Raw genomic sequence first — 20,324 nt, forward strand, 5'->3', positions numbered from 1 at the left:
CTTCATGTCGCACAGCAAACCGATCATCGCCCCGCCCTTCACCGCCGCAACCGCCGCCGCCAAGGTCCAGGCCGCCGAAGATGCCTGGAACACGCGCGATCCCGACCGGGTCGCGCTCGCCTACACCGAGGACAGCGAGTGGCGGAACCGCGCCACCTTCCTCAAGGGCCGCGAGCAAATCCGCGCCTTCCTGGCCGACAAGTGGAGCCGCGAGCTCGACTACGTCCTCAGGAAACAGCTCTGGGCTTTCACCGACAACCGCATTGCAGTGCGGTTCGAATACGAGTGGCACGACGAAGCGGGGCAGTGGTTCCGCAGCCACGGCAACGAGATGTGGGAATTCGACGCGGCCGGCCTGATGCGCCAGCGCTTCGCCAGCGTGAACGACGAACCGATCGACGAGGCCGATCGCCGCTTCAAGTAAATCCAGCCAAGAGGAGAGCCCCATGCCCCGCGCCTTTGCCGAACTGACCTTCACCCCCAACGTCCGCGCCATGCAGGAAAAACAGGGTAGCGCCGACAGCTATGCCAGGTTCCTCGCCCCGGAAGTCTCGGGCGGCGACATCTTCACCGCGCGCGAGGCGGCATTCATCAGCCAGCGCGACGGATTTTACCAGGCGACCGTGTCGGAGACTGGCTGGCCCTACCTCCAGTTTCGCGGCGGGCCGCGCGGCTTCCTCAAGCTGCTCGACGCCAAGCACCTCGCCTATGCCGACTTTCGCGGCAACCGCCAGTACCTCAGCGTCGGCAACCTCCAGGCGAACGAGCGCATCGCGCTGTTCCTGATGGACTACCCCAACCGCCGCCGGCTCAAGATCCTCGGCACGGTCGAGCTGGTCGAGGCGGCGGACGATCCGGCGCTGGTCGCAAGCCTGCACGATCCCGAATACGACGCCGTGCCCGAGCGCGCCTTCGTCATCACGCTGGCGGCGTTCGACTGGAACTGCCCGCAGCACATCCCCCAGCGCTTCACCGCCGAGGAGCTCGCCGCGCTCGCCTGACGCGGCGGGCGCGCCTCAGCAGTCGCGTTTCTCGAAATAGCGCCCGTTCGAGTTGCGCCCGCGCTCGATCTTGCAGCTGCCGTCGGTGATCTCTTCCTTCCAGCTGCCGTCGGCCTTTTCCTCGTATTTGTGCTCGCGGTCGCCGCGCTTCCATTCGCGCTTGTACTCGCGGCCCTTGCGCTCTTCCTTCTCGATCTCGCGCCCGTCGTCATAGACATAGGACCACTCGCGCGGCCCCTTGCGCTCGTATTTCTCGTTATGATCGGCGGCGGCGGGCGTGGCGAGGACAGCGGCGGCGCCGGCGGCGAGCAGCGCAAGGCGAAGGGGATGGGTCATGAAAGGCGCTCCTGGTTCGTCGGCAGAGGTCGCACGGCGAGGCTGAACGCGCGCTGATTGGCCGGGCAAATCCTACAGGATGGAACACTTGGAACACGGTCCAGGGTCAGAAACGCGCTTTTTGTCACCCTGGGTGCGCAAAGTGTCACTCTCGGGCGCAAAGCGTGACCCTGGCGCGCGCGAGGTGTGACCCGGAGCGCAGAAAGCGTGACCCTGCGCGGGGCGGAGTGTGACCTGCGGAACGTGGGACTGTGTGGGTTGGAACTGATGGCATGCGGCGCAGGATACCGCGCCTCCGGCCCAGTAGGAAAGCGTGCAAGGCTTGCCAATTCCGTTACGGCAGCCTAGAGGCGCGCTCCCGATTCACCGCTTCGCCCATGTTTGCGGAGCCTGCCACGAGGAGGCACGGATATGCTTGCACTGCTGCTGCCACCCGGCCGGCGAGAGGCGTTCTGCGCGAAGCACGCGCACGCCCGCATCACCCCTTTTCCCATCACGCTACGCGCCTGATCCGATCCGGGAGGCGCGCCGCGCGCCATCCCGATGAAGGACAGGCACCATGTATTTGCGTTTTGTAAGTCCGGTTGCTCCGGGCGGATACACCGTCACGCGCTCGCACGTCGCGCCCGGCCTGTTCCGGCCGGCGTACGGCCTGTGGTGCCAGCACCGCGATGCGCCGAGCCCGGCGCTGATCGGTATCCGGCGCGAAATCGACTGGTTCGAGGATAACCTCCCCGTGCCGCGGCGCCTCGGCGTGAAGGCGAAGGGGCGCTGGTATAGCGACGGGGTCTGCTGGTTCCGCGACAGCGCGCGCGAGATGTTGGCGCACGCCTACACGCTCGCGGCGCTGATCGAGGAATGCGGTGTGCGGATCGACCGGGTGCGTTCGCGCGATCCCGGCCAGATCCTCTACCGCGACGACTGGCAGGTCGTGGCGATGCCCGAGCGGTATCGCGAGATCCGGAGCATCCCGCCCCCGGTGGGCCTGTCGTCATTCATCTGGCGATGGGTCTGCCGGGGGATAGGAGAAACGTCGCGATTGGCGATGATCCGGCGCGCAGCGCCGCAAGGGCGACCGCCCGTCGCGCCGAATGGCGCGGAAGCCTAAGCGAGCGGACGTGAGCGCCGGCGCTTGAGGCCAAAAAATAGGAGACGAACAATGCCAAAGCATATCGACTACGAGAACGAGCCCAGCTTTCGAGCGGACGAGCAAACGCCGTAAGGGCTTCCCGTCAGAGACGCGCGTGAAGCGCGGGCTGCGCAGCATCAAGGGCGGAGAGGTTGAGCTGCTCGAGAAACTCGGGCGGAACGACCCATGCCCATGCGGTTCAGGGACAAAATTTCAAGAAGTGCTGTATGCGCTCGGGCCGGTATGATGGCTCCGAGCGGCGCGACTATTGGCGGTGAGCAATCTTCATTCGTCATTCCCGCGAACGCGGGAACCCAGGGCGGCCCGGCAGGGAATTTATCTTCTCGCTGGGCCGCCGTTGATCTTGAGCCTGTCGAAGGGCGCGGGGGTAACGGCAGGGTCGGCTGTTAGGAAAAACCGCTGCTCCATTTCCATCTGCTGCTGGAGTTCGAACAATTGCTCGGCACTGTCCGAACCCGATGCCTCAAGCTCCTTGATCGGCACGGCGTTGTCAGCGGCAGGGTCATCGGCCAGCGCGGGAGCGGCGAGCAACAATGCAGCAGTTGGCATGAGAATCTTCACGGGCCTCTCCTATTGATGGGAGGGATACTATTGGAGCGAGGATGGATCCAAATAACTCGATCTACGTCCTAACTGCTGAAATTCACCTTTCGCCGAACAAGTCGAGCGTAGACGCCGAACCAGGTGAATATCTTGCATCGATGATTATATGTTTGAGCTCGAATGGAAGCTCATCATTCAGTTTGTCGATTTCGCCCTGAATTCCGTCGATTTTTTCGAGCTCCTTGTCATCATATACGACGACCATGAACCAACCAACGGCAACACCTTCAGCTGCAAGATAGGTCGGCAGCTGGGCACGTAGGCCGCTCCAGAACTTTGTGTTCCTAGCGAGTTTAACCTCAATTAGCGTGCGCTTTTCAAACCCATTCGAAAGTTTAAAATCGACTGGACCCCGGCCAATATTTGCCTCGCGGGATACGTCAATTCCGTTAAGCCGACAGGATTCGCGGACCACGCCCAAGAACAGTCGCTGAGAAGCATCCTCCCGTCTCGCTGTTCCGTCATCATTCCAGAGGAGCCGCCAACCACCCTGATTTCCAACGTAGTTCTCAAACATGGACAGAAGTTCCCGAACAAACTCTTGGAAACTTTCTTCGTCGACAAAGCCTACTTTGGGGTTGTTGCTATCGACCCATTCTTTTGCGGCCTTGTACCATTGTACAAAACCTCGAGGGTCTCCCTCGAAGTCATATGCTTGACCACCTATCCTCTCTTGAGTCGCAATATAGCGCTCCCGCAATTGCGGTGCTTCGAGAGCTATCTTGACAATCTCTTCCTTTGGCATCTGGCCTACAACGTGACTGCCATAGAGTTCTGCCAACTCTGCCCCTTCATTCTCACGACAGTAACGCCAAAAATCCTGATGGTTGAGTGTCGGGAAAGGACGAAGGTATCTCTTGGGGACCAAGATTACCGGTTTCTGCATATCAGGATTGACTGGCAGAGCGTATTCGCCCGCAAGCCACAATTTCCTGTCGAGGTCGAAACGCGCCTTTTCGTATTCAAATATCTCGGTAGGAACCCCAAGGTCCTTTGCTATACGTTGGGTATACGCAGCAAAACGATGGAGCAGCATGCGGAGAGTTGCGTCGCTAATCCTATCAGGACCTATTCCATATCCAAAAATCTGGACCTCTTCGAAATGAGAGAGATTCTCTGCACCACGCTCAATCGCAGTCCAGATCGCACCAGCAATTTGAGCCGCGATATCTCTCCCAGATCCCGCACCCTTGGTGCCTTTGGCGGTGAGACCGAGACAAGCTTCTTCGAACTCGGGAAACGAAAGGCGCGCCAACGCACGGCGATATGGGGCAGAACCGATGTCGCCGCCACTCCGAGCAACGTCCTCGAAAATGCTCGCAAAGAAAGCGACTATCTCATCGTGCGAACCTACGAACTCTTCGCGCTCGTTTCCGTAGATAAGAAACGGATCGACAAAAAGTTCAGTGTCCAGATTTAGAAATAGATCAAACCATTCTGAGTCAGAGCAATCTCCTAGGTTGAAGTAGTCAGAGAATTGCATCTAATAGAGTTAGCACTTTTACTCTGCCGCCTCAACTCACTCCGCCGCTTGCGCACCCTCGCCAGCCGCACCAGCGCCGCCTTCATCGCCGAACATGTCGGGACCGTCGTCGACCGCCTCTTCCTCGTTCGCGGCCTTGGCCTTCTGGCGCTTGTCGAAGCTCGACCAGACGGTGTTCCAGTCGCCCTTGGTCGCGCCCTTCGAATATTCGGTCGCGCGCTGTTCGAAGAAGTTGGCGTGCTCCACGCCGTTGAGCAGCGGGGCGAGCCAGGGCAGCGGGTGATCGTCGATCATGTAGATCGGCTGCAGGCCGAGCTGGCCGAGCCGCCAGTCGGCGATATAGCGGATATACTTCTTGATTTCCTTGGGCGTCATCCCGCTGACGGGGCCCATCTCGAAGGCGAGATCGATGAAGTTGTCTTCCAGCCGCACCGACTTCTGGCAGATGTCGATGATGTCTTCCTTCACCGCCTTGCTGTAGCAGTCGCGCTCGCGCACGAATTCGTGGAACAGCCGCACAATGCCCTCGCAGTGGAGGCTCTCGTCGCGGACCGACCAGCTGACGATCTGGCCCATGCCCTTCATCTTGTTGAAGCGCGGGAAGTTCATCAGCATGGCGAAGCTGGCGAACAGCTGCATCCCCTCGGTGAAGCCGCCGAACACGGCGAGCGTGCGGGCGATATCCTCGTCCGTGTCGACGCCGAACAGCTGCAGGTAATCGTGCTTGTCCTTCATTTCCTCATATTCGAGGAAGGCGGAATATTCGCTTTCGGGCATGCCGATCGTGTCGAGCAAATGGCTGTAGGCCGCGATATGCACCGTCTCCATATTGGAGAAGGCGGTGAGCATCATCTTGATCTCGGTCGGCTTGAACACGCGGCCATACTTGTCGTGGTAGCAATCCTGCACCTCGACATCGGCCTGGGTGAAGAAGCGGAAGATCTGCGTCAGCAGGTTGCGCTCGTGCTCGGTGATCTTCTGCGCCCAGTCGCGGCAGTCCTCGCCCAGCGGGACTTCCTCGGGCATCCAGTGGATCTGCTGCTGGCGCTTCCAGAACTCGTAAGCCCAGGGGTATTCAAAGGGTTTGTAGGTCTTGCGGGCTTCGAGCAACGACATCTTGTGGTCCTTCTGGATTGCGCGTGAGGGACCAGCATATGAATCACACGCGTGATTCGATAGCAAGGCCGTAACTAATATAGGGTCTTATCCACCAATTTGACCCCCCGCCCCGGTTACTTCCAGAACCAGCGATCTTTCGCCCGGCGCGCGGCGCGCTCGCGCCACATGCGGATATAGAGCCACAGGCCCGAGAAGGCGAAGAACAGCAGCGCGAAACCCGACAGGATCGAGATCGCCTGGCCGACCGGGCCAAAGGTCTCGCCCGAGTGGAGGTGGTGGAAGAAGCTGACCCAGGCGCGCGGGCCGGTCTCGGGGCGCGGGGGCGAGCAGCGCCATCCCTCGGGGCATGCGAAGCCGGGCGGGGGTTCCTGCGCGGCGAGTTCGGCTACGCTGGGCTCGGCGACGGGCCACAGCGCCGCCCAATGGCTCAGCAGGCCCGTCGCGGCGATGAACAGGATGAAGACTCCGAAGAAGACCGAGAGCCAGCGGTGCCATTTGCGCATGGATGCACTTTCTTTTTGCGATTGATTTGCATTTGCAAATACACCGCTGCACGCGGATCGCAAGTGCCGAATTGTCGCGGACTGCGTCTGATGCGCGCCGGGCCCGATGCCTGCCTGCAAAGAAAGAGACCCCGGCGGCCTTGCCTTCCCCGGGCAAGGTCTCGTCGGGGCCGTAAGTCCAGGGGTAATAACACCCCCCTCCGCGTGGAATTGAGCCAGTTTTGGCGGCGCGGCACAAGCCCCCGGCGGGCCACTTATGCCCGATTTCGTCAACGTTTTGAGTGGCAGCAGGCTGGGATGCCCCGGTGAAACAGGCGCTTGGATGGTTAAGGCGGCGGTTACGCTGCGCTAATCGCCCTTTAAACCCTGCCGACTAGTTTGCGCAGCCTATGGGAGCCGCGACGATTCAGGCCGAAAACATGGGCAAGGCAGCCGCGGTCGACGACATCGTCCGCGAAGGGCTGCCCGAAAGCCAATGGCCGCAGGACATTCGCGCCTTCTACAAGCGCACCGTCGCGCGGCGCATCCTGGAAGAAGGGCGCTTCCTGCTGATCCTCGGCATGCTGATCTGCCTTGCGACCCTCGCCGTCGACGCCCTGGTCATGCCCGAGCGGCTGCAATACGGCGCGCAGACGCGGATCCTGGCGGTGGCGCCGCTCACGCTCCTCGGGCTCCTCGCGGTTGCCCAAAGGTGGCCACGCACCGCGGCCTTTGCGGTCGGCGGTTCGATGACCGCCTTCGCGATGCTGATGCTGCATCTCACCAATTTCCAGCCGGCCGAGATCGCCTCGCGCTATATCCTCGGCATCGCGTTGCTGCCCGGGATCGCGATGCTGATCCTGCCCTTTCCGCTGCGCGGACTGGTCCAGTTCGGCCTCGCCTATTCGGCAGCGTTCCTGTGCGTGCTCTCGTTCGACATCCCGGGTGGCGTCGGCGCCAACCTCGATGTGCTGGCCATGCTCGCGACCGGCCTGTTCGGGACGTATCAGATCGTCCTGCGGCACGAGGGACTGCGCCAGCGCAACTTCCTCCTCGACCTGCGCGGACGGCTCACCCGCGAGGAGCTGTTCGAGGCCAACCGCCGGCTCCGCCATCTCTCCGAGCGCGACCCGCTCACCAGCCTGCCCAATCGCCGCCATTTCGAACGGACGTTCGAGGAGCGGTTCGACAGCGCGGCAGAGGGACAGGAGGGCCGGATCGCCCTGATGATGATCGACCTCGATAACTTCAAGCGGTTCAACGACCGCCACGGCCACCAGGCCGGGGACCAGTGCCTGAAGCTGGTCGGGCATGCGATCGACTGCGTCATGCGCAAGCACGAGGCGACCTTCGCGCGCTATGGGGGGGAGGAGTTCATCCTGGCCATGCGCGAGGAAAAGCCGGGCGATGCCGAGCAGGTCGCGCAGCGAATCTGCAACGCGGTGGCGGGGCTACCCGGGCGGGTCGGCGGCGAGCCGCTGATCACCACCAGCGTCGGTGTCGCGACCGCACCGCCCGAATTTGCCCTGGGGCTCGACGACCTGATCGAGATGGCGGATGCGGCGCTCTATGCGGCAAAGCACGCGGGCCGCAATCGTTACGAACTGGTCGAGGCAGGTGGAGCGAGCGACCGGCTCTGCGCCTGATCGGCCTACCGCGTCAAAGAACCCTGATCGCGCCCAGATCCGGCCAGATCACGCACACGACGACAAACGCCAGCACCGGCGTGGCAACGGTCGCTGCGGCGAACAGTGGAAACATGGCTTCGCTGATCTTGCCGCTTCGCCGCCATTGAATGAACAGCACGAGTTCCACCAAGGCTGCGAACGCAAACAGAAACGGCACCAAAAAGCCAAGCGTCATTGGGAGGCCCCCCATCCCCAAACCAGATCGGCGCTCCATAGCGCGGGCATCGCCGCAACGCCAATAGCCAGTTTTGCAGGACGGGGTTTCAGCAGATGCGGCGAAGGGGCCCGTAGGGAGAAACCGCAATCTCGGCAGGCGGCTCCACGCCTTCCGTCTTGGCGGGCTGCACGCTCTGCGGCGCGGCGGCAGGCGGTTTGCCGTTGAGCAATTGCTCGAGCAGGGCGGGCGAAAGCGGCCGGGCAAAGGACACCCCGACATCGGAATCCTCACGCCAGCGCACGTAACAGGCATAGGGTCCGGACCCGCTGATCATCAGATTGACCGGCATTCCAGGGAACAGCGAGGCGTCGGCATCGCGGAACCGGCATCCGCCCTCGGTCAGATCGCATACGACGATTTCGAGCAGCCTGCCCTGGTTGGTGCAGCACTGCCCGCCAATATCCGTCCGCTTGCGTTCGACTTTGCGCGTTCTCATCCTTGCTCGGCCTAAAAGGAGTTCGGTTTCTCGGTCATGCACATGAATTCCTAAGGCGGCGTTAAGGGTGTTCTGCGTGGTTTTGTAAAAATTTGGCCGGAGAAGCGCGCTGCTTCCCCGGCCCTCTATTTCCGTGCCTTGCGGCAAACGGTTGCTGGCAAGCCTACTGGCAGGCGAGGCATTCCTCGTAATCGGTCTGTTCGCCCGCTCCGGCGGACAGTTCGAACTTGGTCGCGTCCTTGGTGTTGTCGGCTTCGACCCCGCCCGCGAATCCGGCGCGCTGCACCGACTTCGAGCGCAGGTAGTAGAGCGACTTGATGCCCTTCTCCCACGCCTGGAAGTGCAGCATCATCAGGTCCCACTTGTCGACATCGGCCGGGATGAACAGGTTCAGCGACTGCGCCTGGTCGATATAGGGCGCGCGGTCGGCGGCGAATTCGAGCAGCCAGCGCTGGTCGATTTCGAAGCTGGTCTTGAAGGTCGCCTTCTCTTCCGGCGTCAGGAAGTCGAGGTGCTGGACCGAGCCGCCCTTTTCGAGGATCGAGTTCCACACATTGGTCGAATCCTTCGACTTCTCGCGCAGGACCTTCTCGAGATAGGGGTTCTTGACGATGAAGCTGCCCGACAGCGTCTTGTGCGTGTAGATATTGGCCGGGATCGGCTCGATACAGGCCGATGCGCCGCCGCAGATGATGCTGATCGAAGCGGTCGGCGCGATCGCCATCTTGCAGCTGAAGCGCTCCATCGCGCCCATTTCCTCGGCATCCGGACAGGCGCCGCGTTCCTGCGCCAGCAGCATCGAGGCTTCCGAAGCCTTGCCCTGGATATGCTTGAACATCTTGAGGTTCCAGACCTTCGCCATCGGGCTTTCGAAACCGATGCCCTTCTGCTGGAGGAAGGAGTGGAAACCCATCACGCCGAGGCCGACCGAGCGTTCGCGCGCGGCGGAATATTTGGCGCGGGCCATCTCGTCGGGGGCGCGGTCGATATAGTCCTGCAGGACGTTGTCGAGGAAGCGCATGACGTCCTCGATGAAGGTCTTGTCGGTGCCCCACTCGTCCCACTTTTCGAGGTTGAGCGAGGAGAGGCAGCACACCGCCGTGCGATCGTTGCCGAGGTGATCGCGGCCGGTAGGCAGGGTGATTTCGGCGCACAGGTTCGAAGTCGAAACCTTGAGGCCCAGCTCGCGGTGATGCTTGGGCATCATCCGGTTCACGGTATCGGAGAAGACGATATAGGGCTCGCCCGTGGCAAGGCGGGTTTCGACCAGCTTCTGGAACAGCGAGCGCGCGTTGACCGTGCCGCGCACGCTACCATCCTTGGGCGACTTGAGATCGAAGTCGTCACCATTGCGCACCGCTTCCATGAATTCGTCGCTGACGAGCACACCATGGTGGAGGTTGAGCGCCTTGCGGTTGAAGTCGCCGCTTGGCTTGCGGATCTCGAGGAACTCCTCGATCTCCGGGTGCGAGATATCGATGTAGCAGGCGGCCGAACCGCGCCGCAGCGAACCCTGCGAAATCGCCAGCGTCAGCGAATCCATCACCCGCACGAAGGGGATGATGCCGCTGGTCTTGCCGTTGAGGCCGACCGGCTCGCCGATGCCGCGGACATTGCCCCAATAGGTGCCGATGCCGCCGCCCTTCGAGGCGAGCCACACGTTCTCGTTCCAGGTATTGACGATGCCGTCGAGGCTGTCCTCGACGCTGTTGAGATAGCAGCTGATCGGCAGGCCGCGATTGGTGCCGCCGTTCGAGAGGACAGGCGTGGCCGGCATGAACCACAGCTTGGAGATGTAGTCGTAGAGCCGCTGCGCATGGTCGGCATCGTCGGCGTAATAATCCGCCACGCGCGCGAACAGGTCCTGGTATTTCTCACCGGGCAGCAGGTAGCGATCGGTCAGCGTCTCCTTCCCGAATTCGGTCAGGTTCGCATCGCGCGCCTCGTCGATCTGGACGTCGAAGCGACGCTCCATCACCTTCTTGCTGTCGCCATCGGCAGCCGACTTGGCCACCTCTGCCATCGCGCCGGCCAAAGCCTCGCCCGCCTTTTCGGCGACCAGCTCGTCCGAACCCTTGTCTGCTTTTTCCATCGTTACCGCCTTGGCCGTTTTGGAGGCCGACGAAGACTTGCCGCGCGGCTGTTCCGTGGTGGGTGCGGTGCTTTCCAAATCCTGCTCCAGACCCATCGCCGCTTCGTCTCCAATCCTCAATTCCATCTTGTATGCCCCGCTTTCTAGCCCCCGTGGAAGAACCGCCCCTTGTGCAGCGATGTTCCACATGTGTTCGACTCGGCGAAGTTGCCTTCACCTAGCAATTTTCGGGCAGCGACGGTGAATTAGTTTTCCCGTTTTTGCCCACAGCCCTCAGACTATTTGCGACCCGACAGACCGACTCGTTCCCCTACTCGCAGATATGGTGTCTGCGCAGCGAATAACTAGGTCTTGTAGGTGCCCCCGCGTCTGGAACCACTAGATACTGAATCAGAGCGGACTAGCGTGCAAGAGGGTTAAGCAAAATAAACCGTCGTCTTCCGCAGCTTGCGCGGACGAAATTTCATGTTGCACCGCAGCGACGCGGCGGTTTTGCTTGGCTTGCCAAATGCGCAAGCCCAAAAATGAATCCGTGAAAAAATTTTTGCGGGCAAAAGCGTTCGGCAGGGGTTGAGAATCAATCGAATCCAGCCGCGCAATATTCGAATCCGAACGCGCGCTCCCGATGCCAGCCGAACGCACCCCGGCCAGCCGGAAAGCGGCTTTTGAGGACAGCGCGGCGGGAAGGTTCAGGCCGCTGCGGCGCGCTCGCTCTCGACCGACCTGGCGTGCTCGGCGATGGTACGCGCGACCGGCTCGACCATCGCCAGCGGGAGGTCGTGACCCCATCCCGGAAAGGTCACCAGCCTCGCCTGCGGAATATGCGCCGCCGTGTCGTGGGCATGCGCCACCGGGATCAGCGGATCGTCGTCGCCATGCAGCACCAGCGTCGGCGCCTTGACCTGGCGCAGCCGTTCGCGGCGGTCGCCATCGGCCACGATCGCGCCCATCTGGCGGATGAAACCTTCGGGATAGACGCTGCGCCTGACATTGGCGCGGACGCGTTCCTCCAGCCGGCCTTCGTCCGGCGGAAAACCGGGGCTGCCGATCGCCCGCGCGACCATCTTGCCGTGCGCAACCAGCGCGTCTTCCTCCATCGAGCTCGGCCGCCGGGTCAGCGCGCGCATGGCGTGCTTGCCCGCGGGCGGGAGCCTGCGGTGCCCGGTGGTCGACATGACCGAGGTGAGGCTGCGCAGGCGTTCGGGATGGCGAATCGCGGCGTGCTGCGCGATCATTCCGCCCATCGATGCGCCCACCACATGCGCGCGCTCGACCGCGAGCGCATCGAGCACGCCGATCGCATCGTCGGCCATGTCGGACAGGCTATAGGGGGTGTTGATCGGCAGGCGCAGCCGGTCCCAGATGAGCAGCTTGAGGATCCCGGGCGACTTCACGCCGTGGAACTTGTGGCTGAGGCCGATGTCGCGATTGTCGAAGCGGATGACGCGGAAGCCATGCCCTGCCAGCTCGTCGAGCAGCTCGTCGGGCCAGAAGGTCATCTGCGCGCCGACTCCCATGATCATCAGCATGGTCGGGTCCGACGGGTTTCCGCGTTCGTCGTACTCAATGGTAATGCCGTTGGCAGTCAGTTGCGGCATGAATGGTGCGCCCTCACGTTTATCGATTTGCTGCGATTGTTCCGCAGTCTGGTCGATAAACGCGAGGGCGGCAAGTCGGGTCCCGAGGGACCGGGCGGCGGCGATCAGCCGCCTAGCACTACGACCGATGCTTCGTCATTGCCCAGCGCAAGCCGGGACGCTTCGGACCGGGCCAGCTCCTGTTCGAGGGCAGCGAATTCCTCCGGGTTCTGGGCGAAGATGATATTGGCCTGGAAAGTGCGCTGGTGCGGATTGCTGACGGGCACCTCGTCGAGATTGCGCAGGTGGCGTACCGCGCGAGCGGCAACCGTGTCGGTGCGGCGGTGGCCGGTGCTGCGATAGACCTCAAGGTCGGTCGCGCGGCCTTGCTCATCGAGCTGGAAGCGCAGTTGCACGATCCCGCTGACGGGTTCCACGCGCGCAGCCCAGACAGAATCGATCAGGCGGCGGTCGAGCGTCTGCTGGACCGACTCGGTCCAGCTTTCCATCGCCGCGGTTTCCACGAGAATGGATTGCTCGCCCGCCAGCGCCGGGACAGCGGGAGTCAGCGCCGCGAAAGCGAGTGCGGCGGCGAGGGTAGTCTTCATTGGGGGTGTCATTGGATCATCCTTGGTGTTGAAGGGATGATCGGCCAGCAGGACCAGCGTTGCCGAGCACCAGTCCCATTACTCGTGCGTTGGCGTAGTTGGTCGATCGGGAGGCGAGCCCGGCAATAAGCGGGGGTCTTGAGGTTGGGGATGGGCCCGCCTCCTGATGCTGTTTTCGCGGATCGGGCCGGATCGCTCAACGCGGCATCGGCGAACGACGGCGGATTTCCGCGAGCGGCGTTCCCGCCCGACGAACGGATATCGCCTATCGATGAATGATCGGCCGCTCGCCGATCGGCGCCTCAATCGTCGATGATGGCCCGCGCATGGCGGCTGATCTCGTCGATCAGCGCGTCGAGATCGGCGTAGGTCGTGCGGTGGTTGGTGATGCAGACGCGCAATGCGAAGCGCCCGCCAAGCAGGGTTTGCGAGGGAACGGCGAAGCCCGATTCCTGCACGCGCATCAGCAATTCCTCGTTGAGACGGTCGAGTGCGTCCTCGTCATACCCATCCGCCAGATGGCGGAAACACACGATGTTGAGCGAGGTCGGGGCCAGCCGCTCGAGATCGGGATGCGCGTCGACCTTGGCCGAAAGATATTGCGCCTGCTCGATGTTCTGCCCGATCACCGCGCCGATCCGGTCGACGCCCTGCTGCTTCATGCTCATCCAGGCCTTGAGCGCGCGGAAGCTGCGCGAAAGCTGGATGCCGCGATCGGCGAAATAGGTATTGTTGACCCCCACCCCGCGCATTGCCGGCATGAGATAGCTCGCGGAAGTGCCATAGGTCTTGTCCTGCGCGTCGCTGCTGCGCGTCAGCACGCAGCCGATCTCGTAGGGCATGTAGCCCCACTTATGGAGGTCGAAGGCGATCGAATCGGCCTGCGCCTGCGCTTCGACCAGATGCCTGTGCCGCTCGCTCCAGGCGGCGAGCGAACCGAAGGCACCGTCGACATGCAGCCAGCAGTCGAATTCGTCGGCGAGCGTGCGCAGCGCCGCGATGTCGTCCACCGCACCGGTGTTTACCGTGCCGACCGTGCCGATGATGCAGAACGGCTTGTCGCCGGCGGCGATGTCCGCCTCGATCATCGCGCGCAGCGCCGCGACGTCGACCGTGTAATCCTCGCTCGCCGGAACCGAACGAAACGCCTGCCGCCCCAACCCCATCAGCTCGCAGGCCTTGTAGATCCAGCTATGCGTCTCGCTGCCGCCATAGCAGGTGAAGCGCGGAGCCTCCGAACTCTGCAAACCCTCGGTGCGCAGGGCGAAGCCCGCCTTCTCGTTGCGCGCGACGGCCAGCCCGTTAAGATTGGCCATGGTTCCGCCGCTCACCAGGATGCCCGAAGCGTCCTGCGGATAGCCGACCAGCTGGGCGAGCCAGCGGATCACCTGCTGTTCGACATAGAGCGCCGACTGGTCGTAGCCCGCACCGTGGGCGTTCATCCCGGCCATCAGCATCTCGCCGAGCATGCCGGTGACGGTGCCATTGCCCATCACCCAGCCAAAGAAACGCGGATGCAGATTGCCGGTGGGATAGGGCAGTACCCGCTCGCGAAACTCGTCATAGACCTGCGCCAATGGAGTGCCTTCCCGCGGGAGATTCTCGTCGAGCGCCGCGCGAACCTCGTCCGGAACATGTTGCCAGGCCGGTCGCTCGCGCACCGATTGGAGATAGTCGAACATGTCGTCGACCATGCGGTGCGCGACTGCGCGGTCGGCTTCCCAGTCGGCGGGATCAAGAGATACGGTAGTCGCGTCGCGGTCGCTGGTCGTCATGCACATCCTTCCACTGGGGGAAGGCTTACCCTCCAACGCGCCGCGGTTCCACCCGTCAGGCGGCCTGCAGTTCGGCCGGCATCAGCCGCAGGACATGTCCCTCGAAATCGACCGTGTTGGACTTGGCTTCGCCATCGATCGCAAAGCCCGGATAGCCGCTCTCGGCGACCTCGTCGCAGACATTGCGATAGGCGTGAACGCCGCCGATGTAGACGGTGAAGACGCGCGGTTTGCCGGGCACGTTCGCCCCCAGGTACCAGGTGTTGGCCTGCGGGTGCAGCGACATGTTGAACAACACGTCGACATGCTCGCCCCATTCCTTCTGGCTTTCCGGCAGCGGCTCGACCTGCCCCGCGCCGCGCTCGCGCAGGTGCACCAGAAGGTCGGCGATCCAGTCGACATGCTGCTCGATCGAGACCACCATGTTCGAGCCGACCGAGGGGCTTTGCGGGCCGGTGATCATGAACAAATTGGGAAAGCCCGCGCTCATCAGCCCGAGGTGGGTGTGCGGCCCCTCGGCCCATTTCTCGCGCAGCTTCTCGCCGCCGCGCCCGCGAATGTCGATCCGGTTGAGCGAGCCGGTCATCGCGTCGAAGCCGGTCGCGAGCACGAGCGCATCGGCCTCGTAGAGCTTGTCCGAGGTGCGCACGCCCTGCGGCTCGATCGTATCGATCGGCGTCGCGTTGAGATCGACCAGTTCGACATTGTCGCGGTTGAAGGTCTCGTAATAGCCGATGTCGACGCACAGCCGCTTGGTCGCGATGGGGTAGCTGCGCGGGGTGAGCAGTTCGGCGGTATCGGGATCCGCGACCTTCTCCCTGATCTTGCCGCGCACGAATTCGGCGATGCGTTCGTTGGCGTCGCGGTCGGTCCCGGAATCGAGATGCGAGGCCATGAAGCCCACCAGCCCGCCCATCGCCCAGCGCTGTTCCATCTCGGCCTGGAATTCGTCTTCGGGGATCGACAGCACCGTTTTCGGGGTCTGCGGCAGCACCCGCGCCGCGCCGAGCAGCGAACGCCGCTGCGCCTCGCGGAACTCGCCGTAGCTTTGCTTGAGCTGGCCGACGAACTCGCGGTCGGTCGGATGGTTCTGCGCCGGCACGACATAATTGGGCGTGCGCTGGAAGATCGTGAGGCGATCGGCTTCCGCCGCAATCACCGGCGTCGACTGGATCGCGCTCGACCCGGTGCCGATCACCGCCACCTTCTTGCCGGTGAAGTCGACGCCCTGGTGCGGCCATTGCCCGGTCGAATAGACCTCGCCCGCGAAGCTATCGAGGCCGGGGATGTCGGGCCGGTTGAAGGAGGACAGGCAGCCCAGCCCGGTGATGCAATATGGCGCGGTGTAGCTCTTCCCGGTGTCGGTAGTGACGGTCCAGCGCGCACTGCCTTCATCCCAATGCGCGGCCAGGACGCGGGTCTCGAACTCTATATCGCGCCTGAGGTCGAACCGCTCGGCAACGTGCTGGAGATAACGCAAGATCTCGGGCTGCGCGGCATAACGCTCGCTCCACTCCCATTCCTGCTGCAAGTCCTCATCGAAGGAATAGGAATATTCAAAACTCTCGATATCGCAGCGCGCGCCCGGATAGCGATTCCAGTACCAGGTGCCGCCGACATCGTCCGCCGCCTCGATCACTTGCGCGCTGAAGCCCAACCCGCGCAGCTTGTGCAGCATGTAGAGGCCGGAAAAGCCAGCCCCGATGATGATCGCGTCGAATTCCCGGTCTGCCATAATGCTCTCCCTGCGACCCGGGTCGGCCGAGATTGTCGCGCGGAATGGTAGGAGAGTCGAGTCCTAGGGCACCAGCACCGTGTCGCGCGCGACCGGATCGGTCTCGGGATAGTCGAGCGTGTAGTGCAACCCGCGGCTTTCGTGCCGATGGAGCGCGCTTTTCACGATCAGCTCGGCCGCCTTGAGCAGATTGCGCAGCTCGATCAGGTCGGTGGTGACGACGAAGCTGCCGTAATAGTCCTCGACCTCTTCCTGCAGCAGGCGGATCCGGTTGGCGGCGCGTTCGAGCCGCTTGGTCGTGCGCACGATGCCGACATAGTTCCACATGAAGCGGCGGATCTCGGTCCAGTTCTGTTTGATCACGACCTGCTCGTCCGAATCAGACACGCGGCTTTCGTCCCAGTCGCGGATCGGAGGCGGCGCATCGAGCTGGTCCCAGCAGGCGAGCACGTCCTTCGCTGCCGCTTCGCCGAAAACGAAGCATTCGAGGAGCGAGTTCGAGGCCAGGCGATTGGCGCCGTGGAGACCACTTTCGGTGCATTCGCCCGCCGCCCACAGGCCCGGCAGGTCGGTGCGAGCGTCGAGCCCGATCAGCACCCCGCCGCAGGTGTAATGCTGCGCCGGGACCACCGGGATCGGGTCCCTCGTCATGTCGATGCCGAGACCCAGGAGCTTCTCGTGGATCGTGGGGAAATGCTCCTTCACGAATTCGGGCGGCTGGTGGCTGATGTCGAGGTGCACGTAATCGAGGCCATAGCGCTTGATCTGGTCGTCATTGGCGCGCGCCACGATATCGCGCGGGGCCAGCTCCATCCGCCCCGGATCGTATTTCTCCATGTAGCGCTCGCCGGTCACCGGATTGAACAGCCGCCCGCCCTCGCCGCGTACCGCCTCGGTGATGAGGAAGTTCTTGACCTCAAGATTGTAGAGGCAGGTCGGGTGGAATTGCATCATCTCCATGTTGGAGACGCGGCATCCCGCGCGCCAGGCCATGGCGATCCCGTCCCCCGTGGCGCCGCGCGGCGCGGTCGAGAAGAGGTAGCAGCGTCCCGCGCCGCCAGCGGCGAGCACGGTCGCACGCGCAAGATGCTTCTCGACCCGCCCACTTTCCTCGTCGAGCGCATAGACGCCCCAGACACGGCCATCGCCCGAGAATTTCTCGCCATGGCGACCGGTAATCAGATCGATGCAGGTGCGCCCGGGCAGCAGCGTGATGTTGGGGTTGGCCTTGGCCGCGTTGAGCAGGGCCTCCTGAACCGCCCAGCCGGTCGCATCGTTGACATGGACGATGCGGCGATGGCTGTGCCCGCCCTCGCGGGTGAGGTGGAGGTCGCCGCTCTCGCGGTTGAAGGGCACGCCTAGTTCCACCAGCCGGTCGATTGAGGCCGGCGCGTTCTCGATCACGAATTCGACCGTCTCGCGCCGGTTGAGTCCGGCCCCGGCAACCATGGTGTCGCGGATGTGGTTCTCGAAAGTGTCGCCCGCGTCGAGCACCGCGGCGATGCCGCCCTGCGCCCAGGCGGTCGACCCGCCGGTGAGCGACCCCTTGGCCAGCACCAGGACCTTTTTCGTTTCGGCCAGCGCCAGCGCCGCGGTCAGACCCGCCGCACCCGAACCAATTACGAGAACGTCGTGATGCTCTGCTGTCATGCCAGCGTCATGGCGAGAAGCGCGCGCCGGAGCAAGGCAAATGCGTGTCGCCGCCGCGCCTTCCCGGCCGCCCCGAAGCCGGTGCGATTACAGGATTTTAATGTGACCGGGGGCCGGCTTCGCCGCAGACAATTCCGCTTGAGAATGAGGTGGATAGCTCTCCTGGCAAGCCTGCGCTGCGCGATCGGGCGGCACGTTCCGACGCGTCACCGCGTCAACTGGGACGGCGCGACTTATTGCGGCACCTGCACCGGTTGCGGCGCGCCGATCCGGCGCATTGCGCGCGGAAAATGGCGTGTCGATCAGGACCACGATCTGCGGTGAAGGCGCGCGCCTAGTCGGGAATGTCGCGGGTGTAGCTGAATTCGAGACTGCTCGGCGAACCGCCCGATGGTTTCATCCTGACCGACACGTCGAGCCGATCGGCTTCGGGCATGCTGAAGGTCACGGGGCCGAAGACCCAGCGCGTATCGCTGCGCTCCTTCAGCGGGAATTCGAGCGCATGCTCGCCGCCCTTCTCCTCCCACCCGGTCAGGTCCGCATTGAAATGCTTGAGCCGCATGGTGAGGCTATCGCCGTCGGGCACGACGGTGATGATCTCGTAGAATTGCGTCGTGCCATCTTCGGCCAACTGCCAGAAGTGCCCGACCATCTGCCCCTCGCCGGCAAAGGAGAAGGTCTCGCCCGCCGGGTGGCCGCCGATACCCGTCCCCGACCACGATCCTTCGAGCCAACCCATGTCGGCAATCGTTGCCGCGGGCCTCTCGCTCGCCTTCTGCGTTGCCGGTTTCGCCGCCGCTGCCTCTTCGGCCAATGCTGGACTGGTTAACCCGGCCGATGTTGCGACGAGCAGCAGGGGCAGGGCGACGAGACGGGAAATGGGAACTAGGCGCATGGTCTACTCCGCAAGCATCAGGTGGATGTCGGTCACGAGCTCCTCGACCGGCACTTCCTCGGGATCGTGATGGTAATAGTTGACCGGCTGGACCGGCGCCAGTTCGAGTTCGAGCGCTATGGCGACGCGATAGAGATGGTCGAGCGCCGCATGGACCTTGTCGTAATCGCCGGGGATCCGCAGCATCAGGCTGGGCCCACCGCCGACCTCGATCTGTGTGAGCTCGCCCGCCAGCGTCACTTCCGCGCTGGTCGTCACTGCACAGTCGAAGCGACAATCCTGCGCCGGAGTATGGCGCGGGTCGTCGTGCGGCACCCCATAAAGCCCCGTCACCTGCTCAGGGGCGATCTGCTCCAGCAGCAGGTCGAACAGGCGATAGTAGCCGAGGTTGAGATCCTTGTAGTCGCCGACTGCGCGGGTCGCGACCAGGCGCAGCGGAGAGAGTTCGGCAATCTCGATGGTCAGCTCGTGCGCGTCGTCGACCGGCCGCATCAGGCCCTCGACCACCTCGTCGAAAAGCGCCCGGTCGGCACGCAGCTCCGACGGCGTCGCCCCGGTCAGCGCCTTGAGCGCCCGGGCATAGGACTGGCTGGTGGCATAGGCGCTTCGTTCGGTCGCGGCCATGATCCCCGCTGAACCCTGCAGGGCAGGCAGGCTGCCGCCAAGCCGCGCGCGGCTGAGGGTCTGCTGCGGGGTCTCGCCCGTCAGCAGGCGATAGATGCGGTGAAAATGAAACTCGGACATGGCCGCTGCCTCCGCCAGTTCGGCAAGGCCGGGCCAATCGCCGCTCGCTGCGCCAGTCTCGATGCGGGCCAGTGCCCGCTCGATCCGCCGAGTATAGTCCGCTGCCGTTGCCATCGGGTTGCGCCTCCTTGCCTATAAACCTGTCATAACGATTCGCGCAGAGAAACGCGTTCCCGATCTTGCTAATCTGCAGGCTATCTGTTCTGGCGCTGCCATGGCACCTGCGCGCGCGACGAGACAGGCCTTGATTGCCCGGCTTAGTGGCTATTGGAAAATGGAAGCGGGCAACGCTCTCCTGATACCGGCATTGATCCTGTGGCTGAGCGATGCCCGGATCAGTTGGCTGACCGGATTTACGCTCATCCCTATGATCGCGTTGTTGGTGCTGGGCGCGATTTATTGGAAAGCCAAGCTAGCGCAGATCGAAACCGGTTCCGACGTCGAGCCAGCGGTACGATTGATTGCACGCTGGCAGTGGCCGCTACTGGCATTGTCGATCTTGGCGCTGGCAACAATGGTCGCGCTGTGGATCGAACCTTCGCTGGCAGCGGGCCGCGCCGACCAATGGTCAGCAACCGTGGCGGCCTCACTCGCGATCCTGGAATACGTGAACTACTACCACCGTCAGTTGCAGCATTTCGACCATGCTCCGGACTTCCGGCGGCTGGTTTCCGGCAGAGGCTGGCGCAAGAGCCAGCTAAGGCAGGATATCGAACGGCTTGGCTGATCCTCG

General features: G+C 63.2%; 21 protein-coding genes. 6 read left to right on the forward strand and 15 right to left on the reverse strand.

Annotated elements, in window-relative coordinates; translation table 11 throughout:
- Positions 1-4 precede the first annotated feature (4 nt).
- Positions 5-424 (forward strand): nuclear transport factor 2 family protein, encoded by a 420-nt coding sequence (locus P7228_RS04705; protein ID WP_278017057.1) that lies wholly within the window; start codon positions 5-7, stop codon positions 422-424.
- Between the two features lie 22 nt (positions 425-446).
- On the forward strand, positions 447-1,001 hold the full coding sequence (locus P7228_RS04710) for a pyridoxamine 5'-phosphate oxidase family protein (protein WP_278017058.1): 555 nt from the start codon (positions 447-449) through the stop codon (positions 999-1,001).
- A 15-nt stretch (positions 1,002-1,016) separates the two neighbouring features.
- On the opposite strand, the gene P7228_RS04715 is transcribed toward P7228_RS04710, so the two are convergent.
- Complete coding sequence (locus tag P7228_RS04715) at positions 1,017-1,337, reverse strand: hypothetical protein (RefSeq protein WP_278017059.1); 321 nt, start codon at positions 1,335-1,337, stop codon at positions 1,017-1,019.
- A gap of 559 nt (positions 1,338-1,896) precedes the next feature.
- On the opposite strand from P7228_RS04715, the gene P7228_RS04720 reads away from it, so the two are divergent.
- Positions 1,897-2,445 (forward strand): hypothetical protein, encoded by a 549-nt coding sequence (locus P7228_RS04720; protein WP_278017060.1) that lies wholly within the window; start codon positions 1,897-1,899, stop codon positions 2,443-2,445.
- Between the two features lie 136 nt (positions 2,446-2,581).
- Complete coding sequence (locus P7228_RS16100) at positions 2,582-2,713, forward strand: SEC-C metal-binding domain-containing protein (RefSeq protein WP_430732499.1); 132 nt, start codon at positions 2,582-2,584, stop codon at positions 2,711-2,713.
- Between the two features lie 89 nt (positions 2,714-2,802).
- On the opposite strand, the gene P7228_RS04725 is transcribed toward P7228_RS16100, so the two are convergent.
- From P7228_RS04725 to P7228_RS04740, 4 genes are all read right to left on the reverse strand, one after another.
- Positions 2,803-3,048, reverse strand: coding sequence for a hypothetical protein (locus P7228_RS04725; protein ID WP_278017061.1), 246 nt, complete (start codon positions 3,046-3,048; stop codon positions 2,803-2,805).
- Positions 3,049-3,130: 82 nt separating this feature from the next.
- A complete protein-coding gene (locus tag P7228_RS04730) occupies positions 3,131-4,573 on the reverse strand; it encodes a hypothetical protein (protein ID WP_278017062.1) in 1,443 nt (480 codons plus the stop codon).
- 36 nt (positions 4,574-4,609) lie between these two features.
- Positions 4,610-5,689, reverse strand: a complete 1,080-nt coding sequence (locus P7228_RS04735) for a ribonucleotide-diphosphate reductase subunit beta (protein WP_278017063.1) — start codon at positions 5,687-5,689, stop codon at positions 4,610-4,612.
- Positions 5,690-5,805: 116 nt separating this feature from the next.
- Entirely contained in the window at positions 5,806-6,468 is a 663-nt protein-coding gene (locus P7228_RS04740) for a PepSY domain-containing protein (protein WP_347402856.1), read from the reverse strand.
- A gap of 146 nt (positions 6,469-6,614) precedes the next feature.
- Here P7228_RS04740 and P7228_RS04745 point away from each other — a divergent pair, with 146 nt between their 5' ends.
- Positions 6,615-7,820: a GGDEF domain-containing protein gene (locus P7228_RS04745; RefSeq protein ID WP_278017065.1), complete on the forward strand. Its 1,206-nt coding sequence runs from the start codon at positions 6,615-6,617 to the stop codon at positions 7,818-7,820.
- Positions 7,821-7,833: 13 nt separating this feature from the next.
- Here the strand turns inward: P7228_RS04745 and P7228_RS04750 are convergent, their stop codons facing one another.
- From P7228_RS04750 to P7228_RS04795, 10 genes are all read right to left on the reverse strand, one after another.
- Positions 7,834-8,037 carry a hypothetical protein gene (locus P7228_RS04750; protein WP_278017066.1) on the reverse strand — a complete coding sequence of 68 codons (204 nt, stop codon included), beginning with the start codon at positions 8,035-8,037 and terminating at the stop codon, positions 7,834-7,836.
- A gap of 88 nt (positions 8,038-8,125) precedes the next feature.
- Complete coding sequence (locus P7228_RS04755; RefSeq protein WP_278017067.1) at positions 8,126-8,515, reverse strand: PilZ domain-containing protein; 390 nt, start codon at positions 8,513-8,515, stop codon at positions 8,126-8,128.
- A gap of 163 nt (positions 8,516-8,678) precedes the next feature.
- Positions 8,679-10,607: a ribonucleoside-diphosphate reductase subunit alpha gene (locus P7228_RS04760; RefSeq protein ID WP_278017068.1), complete on the reverse strand. Its 1,929-nt coding sequence runs from the start codon at positions 10,605-10,607 to the stop codon at positions 8,679-8,681.
- A 689-nt stretch (positions 10,608-11,296) separates the two neighbouring features.
- Complete coding sequence (locus P7228_RS04765; protein WP_278017069.1) at positions 11,297-12,205, reverse strand: alpha/beta fold hydrolase; 909 nt, start codon at positions 12,203-12,205, stop codon at positions 11,297-11,299.
- 104 nt (positions 12,206-12,309) lie between these two features.
- Positions 12,310-12,792 (reverse strand): energy transducer TonB, encoded by a 483-nt coding sequence (locus tag P7228_RS04770; protein ID WP_278017070.1) that lies wholly within the window; start codon positions 12,790-12,792, stop codon positions 12,310-12,312.
- 302 nt (positions 12,793-13,094) lie between these two features.
- Complete coding sequence (locus tag P7228_RS04775) at positions 13,095-14,567, reverse strand: pyridoxal phosphate-dependent decarboxylase family protein (protein WP_278017071.1); 1,473 nt, start codon at positions 14,565-14,567, stop codon at positions 13,095-13,097.
- A 55-nt stretch (positions 14,568-14,622) separates the two neighbouring features.
- Positions 14,623-16,302: a flavin-containing monooxygenase gene (locus P7228_RS04780; RefSeq protein ID WP_278017072.1), complete on the reverse strand. Its 1,680-nt coding sequence runs from the start codon at positions 16,300-16,302 to the stop codon at positions 14,623-14,625.
- A 63-nt stretch (positions 16,303-16,365) separates the two neighbouring features.
- Positions 16,366-17,952, reverse strand: coding sequence for an L-aspartate oxidase (nadB, locus tag P7228_RS04785; RefSeq protein ID WP_278017073.1), 1,587 nt, complete (start codon positions 17,950-17,952; stop codon positions 16,366-16,368).
- 334 nt (positions 17,953-18,286) lie between these two features.
- A complete protein-coding gene (locus P7228_RS04790; protein ID WP_278017074.1) occupies positions 18,287-18,847 on the reverse strand; it encodes a DUF6265 family protein in 561 nt (186 codons plus the stop codon).
- Between the two features lie 3 nt (positions 18,848-18,850).
- Entirely contained in the window at positions 18,851-19,705 is an 855-nt protein-coding gene (locus P7228_RS04795) for an AraC family transcriptional regulator (protein WP_278017075.1), read from the reverse strand.
- Between the two features lie 4 nt (positions 19,706-19,709).
- On the opposite strand from P7228_RS04795, the gene P7228_RS04800 reads away from it, so the two are divergent.
- Complete coding sequence (locus P7228_RS04800; RefSeq protein WP_278017076.1) at positions 19,710-20,318, forward strand: hypothetical protein; 609 nt, start codon at positions 19,710-19,712, stop codon at positions 20,316-20,318.
- Positions 20,319-20,324 lie beyond the last annotated feature (6 nt).

It is taken from the genome of Altererythrobacter sp. CAU 1644 (genome assembly GCF_029623755.1).
Lineage (GTDB): Bacteria > Pseudomonadota > Alphaproteobacteria > Sphingomonadales > Sphingomonadaceae > Erythrobacter > Erythrobacter arenosus.